This window comes from Flavobacterium sp. FlaQc-30 (genome assembly GCF_044005885.1).
GTDB lineage: Bacteria > Bacteroidota > Bacteroidia > Flavobacteriales > Flavobacteriaceae > Flavobacterium.
In genome coordinates, this window is the sequence record NZ_JBIPCO010000013.1 from 15,620 (window position 1) to 29,464 (window position 13,845).

11 protein-coding genes and 1 pseudogene are annotated in these 13,845 nt (G+C 33.1%); 8 read left to right on the top strand and 4 right to left on the bottom strand.

Annotation, left to right across the window (positions count from 1 at the left end; genetic code table 11):
* Nucleotides 1–32: 32 nt before the first annotated feature.
* Nucleotides 33–596 (bottom strand): AraC family transcriptional regulator, encoded by a 564-nt coding sequence (locus ACHRV0_RS21410; RefSeq protein WP_129024731.1) that lies wholly within the window; start codon nt 594–596, stop codon nt 33–35.
* 241 nt (nt 597–837) lie between these two features.
* Nucleotides 838–2,700 (bottom strand): TonB-dependent receptor plug domain-containing protein, encoded by a 1,863-nt coding sequence (locus tag ACHRV0_RS21415; protein ID WP_395442457.1) that lies wholly within the window; start codon nt 2,698–2,700, stop codon nt 838–840.
* A gap of 64 nt (nt 2,701–2,764) precedes the next feature.
* Between ACHRV0_RS21415 and ACHRV0_RS21420 the strand changes: the two genes are divergently transcribed.
* Nucleotides 2,765–4,249, top strand: coding sequence for a PLP-dependent aminotransferase family protein (locus tag ACHRV0_RS21420; protein WP_395442459.1), 1,485 nt, complete (start codon nt 2,765–2,767; stop codon nt 4,247–4,249).
* Between the two features lie 86 nt (nt 4,250–4,335).
* Here the strand turns inward: ACHRV0_RS21420 and ACHRV0_RS21425 are convergent, their stop codons facing one another.
* Nucleotides 4,336–4,719, bottom strand: coding sequence for a GreA/GreB family elongation factor (locus tag ACHRV0_RS21425; RefSeq protein ID WP_089055036.1), 384 nt, complete (start codon nt 4,717–4,719; stop codon nt 4,336–4,338).
* A gap of 552 nt (nt 4,720–5,271) precedes the next feature.
* Nucleotides 5,272–6,015, bottom strand: coding sequence for a DUF2490 domain-containing protein (locus ACHRV0_RS21430; protein WP_395442461.1), 744 nt, complete (start codon nt 6,013–6,015; stop codon nt 5,272–5,274).
* Between the two features lie 371 nt (nt 6,016–6,386).
* Here ACHRV0_RS21430 and ACHRV0_RS21435 point away from each other — a divergent pair, with 371 nt between their 5' ends.
* From ACHRV0_RS21435 to ACHRV0_RS21465, 7 genes and pseudogenes are all read left to right on the top strand, one after another.
* On the top strand, nt 6,387–7,280 hold the full coding sequence (locus ACHRV0_RS21435) for a helix-turn-helix domain-containing protein (RefSeq protein WP_395442463.1): 894 nt from the start codon (nt 6,387–6,389) through the stop codon (nt 7,278–7,280).
* A gap of 282 nt (nt 7,281–7,562) precedes the next feature.
* Nucleotides 7,563–8,108 carry a hypothetical protein gene (locus tag ACHRV0_RS21440; protein ID WP_395442465.1) on the top strand — a complete coding sequence of 182 codons (546 nt, stop codon included), beginning with the start codon at nt 7,563–7,565 and terminating at the stop codon, nt 8,106–8,108.
* Nucleotides 8,109–8,237: 129 nt separating this feature from the next.
* Nucleotides 8,238–8,792, top strand: coding sequence for a hypothetical protein (locus ACHRV0_RS21445; RefSeq protein ID WP_395442467.1), 555 nt, complete (start codon nt 8,238–8,240; stop codon nt 8,790–8,792).
* A gap of 33 nt (nt 8,793–8,825) precedes the next feature.
* Nucleotides 8,826–9,623 carry a molecular chaperone gene (locus ACHRV0_RS21450; RefSeq protein WP_395442469.1) on the top strand — a complete coding sequence of 266 codons (798 nt, stop codon included), beginning with the start codon at nt 8,826–8,828 and terminating at the stop codon, nt 9,621–9,623.
* Nucleotides 9,620–10,639, top strand: a complete 1,020-nt coding sequence (locus ACHRV0_RS21455; protein WP_395442471.1) for a hypothetical protein — start codon at nt 9,620–9,622, stop codon at nt 10,637–10,639. Before ACHRV0_RS21450 ends, ACHRV0_RS21455 begins: the two co-directional genes overlap by 4 nt.
* A 12-nt stretch (nt 10,640–10,651) precedes the next feature.
* Nucleotides 10,652–13,426 carry a hypothetical protein gene (locus ACHRV0_RS21460; protein ID WP_395442473.1) on the top strand — a complete coding sequence of 925 codons (2,775 nt, stop codon included), beginning with the start codon at nt 10,652–10,654 and terminating at the stop codon, nt 13,424–13,426.
* Nucleotides 13,427–13,644: 218 nt separating this feature from the next.
* Nucleotides 13,645–13,845, top strand: a pseudogene (locus ACHRV0_RS21465) (type IV secretion protein Rhs); the annotation flags it as partial.

A 13,845-nucleotide genomic window follows, 5' to 3' on the forward strand; every position in this document is an offset into this window, starting at 1 on the left:
GCGTAATTATGGATTTGATTTGTAAAATTTACTTAAACCTTATCCAGCGGCTTTCTTTTTTCTGATCGAATCTGTTTAAAATGACTTGGCGTTAATCCCGTTACTTTCTTAAATTGATTACTTAAGTACGCAACACTTGAATAGTTTAAGCGCAAAGCTATTTCGCTCAGCGATAACTCATCATAAACCAAAAGCTCTTTTATTTTTTCGACTTTTTGCGCAATAAAATATTTTTCTATCGTAGTCCCTTCAACTTCAGAAAACAAATTTGAAAGATAATTGTAATCATGATTGATTTTTTCGCTTAATATATCTGATAAATTATTCTTTGTGTCATTATCCTGATGATGTACTAAATCGATGATGATATTTTTTATCTTTTCGATTATCCTGCTTTTTTTATCATCAATTACCTCAAAACCTAAAGAAACTAAAGCTTCTTCAAGCAAATTTCTTTCGTCTGAACTAAGTTCTTTTGTCAGGCTTACTTCTCCAAGTTTAATATTTGTAAAGTCTAAATCGAGTTTTTCGAGTTCATTTTGAACTACCATTATACAGCGATTACAAACCATGTTTTTTACGAATAATGTACTCATAGCCTTATTAGATCAGGATTTTATTAAATTTATAATAATAACAAATCTACCACTAAAATTCAATTAATCATTCTACAAATACCAACTGTTTAAATATCCAGCCCAAAAAGTGACCGATTGTATGACTTAAGGTGTTATTGTAAAAAATTAACCGCAGAGAGCGCAAAGAATTACACTAAACTTTTGTTATTTGCGTAATCCCTTGCGCTCTCTGCGGTTTAAAAAACGTAATCTATAATATTTAAAAAGTCACAAATTTTACGCCCAAGCTAAACCATCTTGAAGGAAGCGGAATTGCTCCAACTTCATAATATTTAGCATTGAAGATATTCTGTGCATCAACATAAATTGTTAGTTTGTTTATGGCTTGACTTACTCTAAAATCATTAATCCAGTATGATGGACCAGTTATTCTTTTATTAAAACGAGTAGCAAATAACGCCGTAAACTTTTTATGTTGAAAATCGATTGTATTTGTTATTTGATGTTCGAGGGACGAAACCAAATATTTAGCATAAAGATCATCGATAACATCTTGAAATTTAAAATCTAAATAAGAGTATGCCAAATTAATGTTTAGCCTAGAATCACTAGAAAAATTAACTCTATAGTTCGTACGCAAATTAAAACCATTTGTATTCAGATTTCCGTAGTTGTTACTTTGCCACGGCTGAGTGGTAACATCTCTTGTCCAATCTATAAAATTGCTGATCTTTCTGTAGAAATAATTGGCATTAAAACTAAAATTCTGCTTGGTGTATTTGAATCCAATCTCGCTCTGAAATGCATTTTCAGTTACCAAATTTTGGTTACCAATGTTCCCAGGACGCTGATTTAAATACAAATCTGTAAATGATGGTATACGCTGACTTGTTCCAATATTTCCAACAATTTTAAAAGCATTTGTAACGGCGTAACTTGCATCAAGACCCGGATAAACCTGCCATTTATAATCTGAATTATAATTAAGATAAGTACCTAAATTCACATCTAACTTCTCAATAAAAGTAGTTCTGTATTGCAGATAAACTCCAAAATTTTCTCTGTCATGATCACCAATATTAGAGGAACTAATGTCTTCGGAACGTACTTCGGCACCAAAACCCAATTCTCCCTTTTCCATCTTGTAAGTTGTATTAACTTCGGCAGCTAATGAGTTGGTATAATGCTGGCTTCTGCCCGCTTTTAGATTAGAAATTCCAAAATAACGATAATCATCATAGTTATATCTATAACTCACTCGAGGCATAAGTGCCCATTTGTTTGACAATTGATGTTTTGATTGTACAGATGCAAATGTGGTTTGTACAACCTCACTCGAATTTCTATCACCCGGAGCAGCATAAAATCCGTTTGCACCAAATCCGTTATTGATATAACCAAATGAGCTTAAAATTTCATTGTTGTCGTTAATCTGATAATTACCTTGATAAAATATTTTATTATTCTCGAAAGCCGTATTGTAGCGATATCCGTTACTCTTATCATGAGAAGCAAAAAGCGAATGCTGTTGTTTCTCTTTACTTAAAACTCCTCCAACCTGAATTCCCGTACCGTAAAATGTATCTCCAGTATCTTGCGTATCTTTTTCAAAATTAGAACCTGCATAAGTATTTACTAAAAAACCAGATTGAGTAGGCTTTTTGGTAATAATATTTATCGCTCCCGTTAAACTATTTATTCCATAAGTAAGCGCCGCTGGCCCTCGAATTATTTCAATTCTTTCGATCACTTCAACTGGAATCGGTAAATTAAGCATATTGTGCGCCGTTTGAGAATCGATAATTTTAGTTCCGTTTATAAGCACAACAGTCTGTTCAAAACTTCCGCCATCAATACTCACATCCGCCTGACTTCCAAACGGGCCTCTTTGTCTTAAATCGACACCATTAGCATATTGCAGAACTTCTTGAATCGTTTTCCCTGGCAATTTTTCAATCGCCGCTTTATCAATTACATATACATTTCTATTTTTTTTAGAAATAGGCGTGCTAAATCTGTTTTCGTTAATTATTACTTCTTCAATTTTAATAGTGTCTTTTTGCACCTGAGCGTATCCGCCAATGCTCATAAAGGCAAATAAAGCAAAATAAATCTTAGTCATTTTTTTAAATTTTTTGCAAAAGTAGTATCTTGCCGTACTACTAATGTGTACCAGTTTTATAAAAATGAATAGTCCGGTTCAAATTCCTTTCAAAAGTTTCATTCAGCTTAAGCCTGAAGAATCAACAGCTATATATTTACAGATCGTTTTTGAGTTTATAAAAGCCATACAAACAGGTTTACTTCCTGAAGGCACAAAACTTCCTGGAACGCGCATATTGTGCACATTATTAGAGGTTAATAGAAATACGCTTATCAAAGCTTTTCAGGATTTAGAATTACAAGGCTGGATCGAAATTTTACCCAATAAGGGAACATTTATCTTATCAGAAAAAAAACAAAAAAACAAGGCTGAATTTGTATTTACTGAAGATCGAAATACCTCAAAAACAAGTCAGCCTTTTACTTTTAAACGTTCTACAATTCTTGAAAATCCTAAAGAAACCAGTACCTTACCTTATCAATTTAACGATGGTTTGCCTGATTTACGACTCGTTCAAACTGATGTTCTGGCAAGACTTTATGTTTCTAAATTAAAAAGAAAAAAACATGCAGAAACTTGGGAACAAATTCAAACGCAGTCTCATCTAAATTTTAAAACTCAATTTTCTAATTTTTTAAATTTAACCCGAGGCATACGCATTTCTACGTCAAATTTACTCACAACATCAAGTCATGAAATCAGCTTGTATCTGGTTACAAAATTGCTAATTTCTCCCAATGACAAAGTTGTAGTTGCTTCTCCGGGCTATTATATGTCTAATATGACATTGTCTGACAGCGGCGCACAAATAATCTCGATACCGGTTGATAAAGACGGAATCGATACAAAGCATCTAAAACAAGTTTGCGAAACGCAAGAGATTCGATTATTGTATCTTACGTCTAATTATCATTATCCAACAACAACTTCTCTTAGCGCCAAAAAAAGAATGGAAGTGCTTGAACTAGCCAATAAATACGGATTTGTTATTGTCGAGGATGATTACGATTTCGATTTTCACTATGATAATAATCCTGTATTACCTTTGGCTGCTTTAGGCTCTAGTGAAAGGGTCGTTTATATTGGATCATTTGGAAGGTCTTTGCCAGCAGGTTTTGGTTACGGATTTATTGCTGCACCTTCGGAGTTTATTCAAGAACTAGAGAAACATCAAAATATTCTGGAACCTGGTATTGATGTTATTAAAGAGCAGGTTTTAACGGAGTGGATTATGGAAGGTGAAGTTCATCGTCTTTCAAAAAAGAATAAAAAAATCTATAAAGAACGTCGAGATTATTTTGTCTCATTGCTAAAGGAAAAATTAGACGGAAAAATCAAATTCCAAATTCCTGTTCGAGGTTTGGCAATTTGGGTAGAATGGCTGGACCGCTTTAATTTAATAAAGCTTCAAAAACAATGTATTGCAAATGGATTATTCCTGCCAAAAACAATTTTATATCAAACAAAAGATTTAACTGCTACACGTTTAGGCTTTGGGCATTTAGACAACACAGAAATGGAAAATGCGGTTGCCATTTTAAGCCAATCTCTCGAAGAAATTATTTAAACCTGTCGTACTAAAATGAGGTATGAATCAAAATATCCCATAAAGAAAGATTCCTTATGGGATATTTTTTGATTAAAAAAGAAGGTTTAAGCTACTTCTTCTACTTTTAGGATTTCAAATTTCAAATCGCCTTTTTTAGCCGGCCACTCTACTAGATTTCCAACTTTGTATCCTACCATTGCAATACCTTCATCAGAAAGAATTGAAATTTTATTTTTACTAACTTTTGTTTTCTCAGGACCTACAAACACAACCGTTTTCTCTTCATTTGTTGCATGATCTTTATAAGTTACTCTTCGATTTACTGAAACAATATCTTCTGGTAAATCTCTTCTCAGTACTTGTGTTGCTTTTTTAAGTTCATCTAGAAGTAATTTTTCTTCTTGTATGGTTACCTTTTTTCTTCTTACGTGATCTTTAATTAAATCGTATATTCCTGTTGTTAAAATGATATTTTGTAATTGTGACATAACTTTCTGTTTGCTCCATTTTTCCTAGGTAAGATATATAACTCATCATTGAACCATTTTATGGCTCTTAAGCGTGTAAATTCAATGATATCCTAATCCTAAATAAAAATTGAAGATTAAATAAATGAGCCGTCTGAATAAAAGAATCCCTGTCTAGAGTTTTGACAGGGCTTAATTAATAAACTCTTTCGAACTTTTTAAGAAAGTATCGTCATGCAAATATAATAACGTGCCCATTAGGCGCATCAAGCTGTTATTTTTTAAATAAAAATTTGAAATAGTCATTATTACAAGTGCTTTTAACTTTGTGCAAGATACCTCTTTTTTTGAAAGAAAAAAAATCAAAAAACCAAAATAGAATTTACTTAAAATAAAAGCACAAGTGATTATATCTTATCTTTTACTTTACAAATATTTAATAACAAAATAAATTAACATAACTAAATTAAAATTCATCTGCTGTATAGGATAAAAATAGTTCGGTAAAAAAAAACATCCCAAAAAGAAAAATTCTTCTTGGGATGTTTTAAAATTTACAAGTATTGAATACGTTTAAAGCCTTACATAAGCCGCTACTTGCACTATATTATTTACGGTATTGACATTTTTGCCAAGAATGTACTGATTCATATATCCTGCTTCAATATCAAATTTAGGACTTAATCGCCATCCTAATGCTAAATAAGCTCTATTTTGATCGAAAAAACTATCGTTTGGAGCATTTTGAATATTTACAAAAATTTCATTCTGTAATGCTACAAATGCACCATTGGTAAAACTAGCGGTTTGGGATAACGGAAAAATGGAACGTGCAAAATAGCGTAATCGCTGTGCAAACTCAAAACTATCATTTACAAGTTCGTTTTGATCAATCACTGGTTGTCCCATAAAGCGCTGCTCTAATCTAAAACGGTGCTGCAAAGTAACTGGACGATTAGATAATGTAAATTTCTGGTTGTAAATAAACTGCTCCCATATTCTGTGTTCGGGTATCCAGCCATCAACATCCATAACACTTCTATAATTTCCTATATAAGCGTAACCTACTGTTGCAATCATATTATCCTTTACATGGTAATTTAATCCCGGACGAATAATATAAGACTGCATATCTTTTATTTCATCTGTAGATCTTGCTTGTCCGTCAAAATGAATGCTGAATTTATCATTTAGTTTATAACTCGAAAATAAAGCACCCCACCCTGTAAAAGTGTTTTGTGTCTGAGCGTTTACTATTGTACTTAGGAGTAGAAAAAACAGGCTTAGAAAGCTGATGAGTGGTAATCTAAAAATCATTTTATATCAAATTATATGAGGAATTGCTAATTTATATAATTTATAATTTAATCAGGCTTTTTACAATGTTAATTCTCATTTTATTCGTAAAAATCCAACTTTATGAGTTTTTCTTTATCAAAAATAACAAACTCCAATTCCTATGATTAATTTCTATAATTAACAATCCAATTAAATCCCTTTCCTGGCTCTCTTCTTTTACAATTTACAATTAATCTATTCAATAAAACACTAAAAAACTAGCACTTAACCACATCTATTTAATTGCTTTATTTAGGTGGTATTTCTATACATTTCTTTTCAATCTACACCTATCAATTTGCATCAATTTTGCTATCTTTAGGAGTTACATTGACTTTTACAAAAATAACATGATTGAAATTCTTACCCTTGACAAAAAACACTTCCCTAGCGGATACAGCGTACATTTAATTAAATCTCAAGAAAGTCCACTCCTGAATACATCCCTTAGAAGTTCATTCTATCAAATGTTCTGGTTAAAATCTGGAGAGTTAACTTTAAATATCGATAATAATCTAATCGATATAAATAAATTTGAATGTGGTTTTGTAGGTATAAATCAAGTATTCAGTATTGATACCAAAACGAGTTTTGAAGTGCTTCTTGTTTGTTTTAATGAAGATTTTTATTGTCGAACAGATCTTGACAGACAGTTTTTGACCTCTTGCGTTTTTTTTAATTCAGAACATGCTTTAAAATATAAACTGCACAACTCTTTAAGAAAGATCATTGAGCAATACTATCAATCGCTGTCGCATTTATGCAGAAAACCGTTTGATGACTTAATGTATCATTTTGCTCATAATACTGTGGAGCGTCTTTTGTTGTTCTCTCAGAAAGAATTATTAGACAGAGCTTACAGTCCAATCGAAACCTTTAAGAAAGGAGATGTCAATATTGCCAATCACTTTAGAAAATTGGTAAAAGATAATCTGAAACAGCTTAAACTTGTTAAAGATTATGCTGATTTGCTTAATATACCCGTAAAGTCGTTGAACGAAATATGCAATGCAATTTATGGTATGTCTCCAAAGAAGGTAATTACGGAAGAAATTGTAATAGAAAGCAAACGTTTACTTCGATACACGAATATGAGTGTTAAAGAAATAGCCTTTCAACTCCACTTTTTGGACCCGAGCAATTTCATTCGTTTTTTTACCAATGCCGCGGGAATATCTCCCAAAAATTACAGAACACAATTTGAAGAAAAAAGAGTTTACATCCCCAAAAGTAAACTAGTTTAAATTGCTGCTAAAACTCTGGCTGTAAGCCCCAAATCTTAACCAAAAAATTCCTGTTTTTTCTACAGCAGTCCTTTTAAGGATTTTTTGCTGCAGGTATCGTGTGCCATTATTTTAACTTATTGTTATAATGCATCTTAAACAAAAGTTAAAAATAGTGTTTGCCGCAAAATGACACCAAATACACCCTTTTTGACTTTGACTTTCGTTCTGCACGAAAGTAATTTTGCACCAAATATAATAAGCCTCCACCAAAAAGGGCTTAAACTAAAAAAAATGTATAAAATGAAAAATTTTTTAATGGCTGCATCATTTGCAATTATTGCGTTGTCGACAAATTCTATTTTTGCTCAAACAACTAATTTAAACGTAAATCTTGCAAACGTTTATTCTATCGAAGTGACTAATCCAACAGTTACTATCGCAATGAATACTGCAGCTAATTTTACAGAAGGCAACACTACAGGTTCTTTACCAAATCATGTTAAAGTAAGTGCAACTAATGGTTACAAAGTAACTATTCAGGCCTCTACGGACTTGACATCACCTGGTAATGATGTTATTCCAGTATCGACTGTTGTTGTTAAAACTACACCGGGAACTTTTTCTGGTGCTCCGGGCAGTATTGATGCAGGATCAAACGCAGCTTTCCCTGCAAATGCTCCAGCGCTTAGTGTAACTGCTCCAGTTGAACTTATTTCATCAACTACAGGCGATATTCGCGGATTCAATGTACAGTACACTATTCCTCCGGTTAGTGCTCCTGTATACTTAAACAAACCTGAAGCTGTTTACAGTACTTTGCTTACTTACACTATAGTAGCAAACTAATAATAAAAACTTTTAATAAAATGGCACTAATCTGCTTTATGCGGTTAGTGCCGTTTTTATCTCTATTATTTTCAGAATTAGTTGTTTTCTGGAGGGTATTGTTTAACCATTTTAGAAATATAATTAGGCTTGAAAACTCTTAAAAACATACAAGATTTATTTTTACTGCTTTGTCCTATAGCCGCAATGGCACAAAATATAGGCTCAGCGCAAACACAGGTAAATGTGACTATTGCGCAGGTACAAAGCATACAAATTTCTCAGCCAACTGTTAACATAAGTATGGCTAAGCCTTCTCATTTCCTTTTGGGAAATGATTCTGGACAGCAAACGAATCATATAAAAGTGAGTTCGAGCACTGCTTATGAAGTAACTGTAAAAGCAAGCACGGAATATTTTTCTCATAATGGAAATAGTACTTCGTTACCTGTAAATACAGTTGCTGTAAAAACAGTAACTGGCAGCCTTACAAATTCTACTGCTCAGCCGCCCGCAGGACTTCAAGTAGTGCCTCAAATTATGCTTTCGGCGCTGCCTGCAACTATTATAAAATCTCCTTCAGGAGAATGGGGACGCGGATTTCATGTGAACTACGCAATACCAGAAACAAAATCACCAAGTTATCTTAATCGCGAATCAGGCACCTATAGTACTACGGTTATGTACTCCCTAATTCCGCAATAATTGGTATATTTACTAGTAACAAACAATAAAAATATGAAGAAGTTTATATTGATTTTAGTTGGGTTATTCATGGCAAATCAGATTCAAGCTCAGGCAGGAATATCTGTATCGCCAGGACGTTTATATTATAAATTAAACTCTGGGGCATCGGGTTCTCAGTATGTCTCTTTAACAAATCCTACAGATAAAGAACTTGAAGTGGGTGTTTCTTTTAGCGACTGGGAATATGAGCCGTCTGGCAACAATAAAATTGTACCGGCAAATACGCTTCCAACTTCATGTACAGATTGGATACAAATATTACCATCATCTTATTTTGTTGTAAAACCGGGTGAAACTAAACAAGTTGAAGTGATTTTTAAAGTTCCTTCAACTGCTGATTCCTCTGTGCCTGTACATACAGGTATGATTTTCTTTACGCAGCTTAATCCCGGAATGGCAACAGATCAAAATGGTGCTGCTATACAAGTAACCGTAAGAATGGGCGTAAAAGTGTATCATAGTTTTATTAAAGAAAATAAAGTTGTTGTTGATTTTGTTGATTTTACAAGTTACTCTGATGATAATAAAAATAAAATCATTGAACTAAAAATCGAAAATCAAGGCGATTTATGGACGGATGGAAAGGTAAAATGGGAATTATTTGATAATAGCACTGGAAAAAAAAGCACCTTAAAAGAGTCTGAATTTTACACGCTTCCAAAGGACATTAGAATCCTAAAACAACAATTACCAGCCGATCTTGCTAAAGGGAACTACACCGTTTCGGCCATTTTAACTTATGGCGAAAACGACCTTATAAAAATTGCTGAGTTAGAATTTAGTCTATGAAACAAATAATAACCTTTATCGTTTTTTTCTTATGTGTACAATATACTGCTACTGCACAGTATATGCTGGGTGCTTATAATAATGGGCAGCCTGTATTTTCTACTTATGCAGAAATGGTTTCAGGAAAAACATTAAACAATCAAATTTCTATTCCAATACAGTATTATGGTACTAATATGGATGTAAACGAATGGAAACTTACGGCAAGACTTACACAGGATTTTACCAGTGAAGTAAACAGCGCCTATACTGTAGGGGCTCAATATGCTTATTTAAAATTTAACAGTCAAGAAAACAGCGGATCAGCAAATGGAATATTTATCAATGTTCCAAACCAAGTATTTCAGCTGAGCAAATACAATGAAATTACTCTTATTCACAGCAATGTAAACTTAAATGGTGCCGTAAACAGACTTTTTAGATATAACTTAACCATTCAAGGAGGAAATCATTTATTGGTAAGTCCAAACGGAATGTATAATACATCCTATGAATTTAAGCTTTATAAAATAAGCAACGGAACAGAACAATTAATTGGAATCTACACCTCGCCTATTGGTGACGCAAGGTTTCAGTTGTCTTTTGGAGGAAATTTTGGAAGTCAAAGCGTTATACTGCAAAATGGTGCGCAGCAGTTTAATTTAAACTACAATACGCCATCGGATTATACCGAAGAAAAATCGGTTACAATTCCAAATGCACTTCGAGTTAACACTTATAATTCACAGCTGGCTGTAGAAGCTTCTGGCGATTTTATATCTTCAACATCATCGCAGACACTGCCGCTTTCTAATTTAAAATTACAATTAAGTACAAATCAAACTTATAAAGGATTACAAATAATTTCTCCGGTAACCCTATCGACCACAACACAGCCAGTATCGATTAGATCCAGCAGTACACCTCAGGATATCACATACAATGTAAAGTTTTTCATTCCTGCTAATAGTCCGGGACTAAATGTTAATCCGGGAACATACAGCACTAGAGTATATTTTGTAATAATGCCCAATTAACCCTTTTTTATAATGCTGAGTAAATTCTATAAAATAGTATTGTTTTTTACTGTTTTGGGATCAAGTTTAAGCGCTTGGTCACAAGATGGCCGCTTTACTATAGAATTTACAAACAATAAAATTGAAACAAACAGCAAAGAGGTTATAGAAGCTTACGTAAAAATTGTAAACACCAGCTCTAATCCTATTGAAGGAATTTTTGATGCCCTAAGCAGTCACGAAGATATTTACCTTTCGCAGCGAAAATCCAAAAACATAGCACTAGCCGCCCACGACAGTATTTTTATTCCTGTAAAAGCTATTGTCGCTGCAACTGCCAAAGCAGGAAACAAAAGCACTATAGAAGCTGTATTTACGATCTCTGGAACTTCAGTTGCTAAAAGTGTTTTTTTACCCGTTTTAATTCGTGAACGTAAACTGGTAAAAGTTATGCTTTTGGAAACAAACATAATCTACGAAAGAACTGGTGATAGTCTAGCAATACCAATTCGTATTTCTAACGAGGGCAATACCGCTCAAAAAGTCACCATTTTAGCCCGTTATCCTGATTTTATTACTCGAAGTGCTATAGAAAATAAGGATATTAATATTCAGCCATTTACTGATACTACTGTAGTCTTGAAAAAAATAGTAAACAAGACTATATTAAATCAAGAGGATTTTACCATCAATATTACGGCACTGTATCATAATGGCGATATTATCACTAACGGTACGGTAAGAGCCAGTTCTATTAGACAGGACCGAAGATATGTTATGCCATACAGTCCTGATTATAATTATGATTTCAACCAAACCAATCAGGTTACCGCAAGTGTACAGCATAACAGTGACAATACAAATGCTTATTTTTTGTATGCCAATGCTAAAGCCGAAATAAATAAAGGCACTTTGCAGGCAAATTTAGACATGAACTGGTGGGAGAATTCAGATCAAGTTTTTTTAAGAAATACTTGGCTTGGATACAGTCAAAAGAACTTTGGAGCTACAATTGGAAACGTATCGAAGTTTTTTGACATGAATCTAATTGGACGAGGTGCCGAAGCTTTTTATAAACCCAATGAAAAAAATACTATTGAAGCTGGTGCAATTGATAAAACATTTAATCTGATCGACAATCCTAGTTTGTCTTTTGGTAAATCCGCATGGGCTGTATTTACCCATAATAACGGATGGATGCAGAAAAAAGGTTACGAAAATACAATTATCTATGATGATGACACTTATTCTGGAACCAAAAACTATCTCGCATCATCTCGTTTTTCATTGTATACATCAGAAAGTTTTAACCTTAGGTTTGGCGGTGCTGTAAGTAATCTAACTTCTAATATGGAAACTGGAAACAAACTCGGCGGCGCAGGAGAACTTCAGTTTAATGGTAAATTTAAAAATTTGTTCTACAGCAGTTCCAACTACCTTAGCTCAGGTTATTTTTCGGGAATGAGAAAAGGAGTTGTAAACCTAAATGAACGAGTAAATCTGCCTGTTGGTAAATATAACTTCTGGGGAGTTTACAATTATTTATCGGCAAAACCAGAAGCATTTGGAAATCAATTTACCTCTACGCATTTTTCAACAGCACGTTATGACATTGGAGCATCTCGACGATTTTCTTCATTGGTAGTATCGCTCTCTCCTTATTACTATACTGAAAGTCGTAAAGAACAGCTTACAAGCACGCTTACTCCAGAAGAATACTCAATGAAAGCTGCTCGAATGACTTTGGGTTTAACCTACTTTAATGCTCCTACAAAACAAAATTTATCGTTGTCTTTTGAGGGTGGACTTTTTTCTGCTAATACAATTGAAAACAAGGAGTTTCATTTTAAAACAAACTTTATTTACAGTTGGAAATTCTTTAATCTTCTAGCCTTCTATCAATACAATAACTTTTACTTAGGAGAAATCATTGCCAACTCACAGTTAGGCATCAACGATACATACACCAATCTTACCATCTCTCCTACTTTACAGCACAAGTTTTTTAATGATAAACTAAATGTTAATGTTGGAATGGTGTATTCTAAAAACAGCATAATTAGTGAATCGCTTCAGTTTACTGGACGTTTGGATTATGATGTAACAAAAGATTTCACGGTTTTTCTTTATAATTATTACAGCGATTTTTCGACTAGTATAAACACATTAAATACGATTCAAGTTGGACTTACAAAGCGTTTTAATCCTATAAAAATTGATAGATCAAGAAATGAACTTGAAGTTTATGTTTACTATGAAACGGGAAACAAAAACGAACCAGCTGTGAACCAACTTGTAATAATTGAAGGAAAAGCGTTTAGAACTGATACTAATGGAATTCTAAAATACAGATCATTACCCGAAGGTTCATATTCTGTAAAACCCGTTAATACAAATGAATGGTATGCTGATGAAGTAAAAGTGAACGTAAATAAAGATACCAAAATTGCCATTGGCTTAAATAAAACAGCCGCTATTAAAGGATCAATAACTTATATTACAACTGATAAAAGCTTTGATATAACAAAGAAAAAAGGTGGCCTGCCGCTCATTGCAATTGGCGATAACGGAAAAGCGTTTACAACCAAAACGGATGAAAACGGAAATTTTATATTGTATGTTCCAAAAGGATCTTACACTGTTAGTCTTGAAAAAACAGGTCTTTCAGAATATGTTGAGGTTGAAGATAATAATCAGATTGTAAGTGCTGAACCTAATGTTATTCAAGAAATAAAATTTACTTTAAGTATTAAGGAGAAACGTGTAGAAACTAGAAAATTCAGCTCGAGCGGTTTTAAAAAACAGTAGATTTGTCTAAATTAAACTAAAAAAGAGTTTTTTTTTTGTTCTTAAGTGAAAACTTCTATTTGCACTTTTGGCATTTTATACGATTGTGTCCTATTCTGTTATTCTTTTGCCTTTTACTGGCGCTTAGTAGTTTGTTAAAACTTTATATTTATTTAATCGATTTCGTTTCAAAACGAATCAACCATTTAAATAACTATAAAGATCTATTCTAACTAATTATGGCACATTTTTCTGATCAAGTTCATATTACTATTGGTGATTTTACGCAGAACATTATTTACTACGATTTAAAGCTGTCGCAAAAAATGGCAGATCATCACCATTTTTCATTTGTCTGGCAATATACAGGTAAAGCAGTTATAAATCCCGTTGATCAGGCGCAAGCCATGCGAAAATACATTGGCGATGAAGTCATTTTT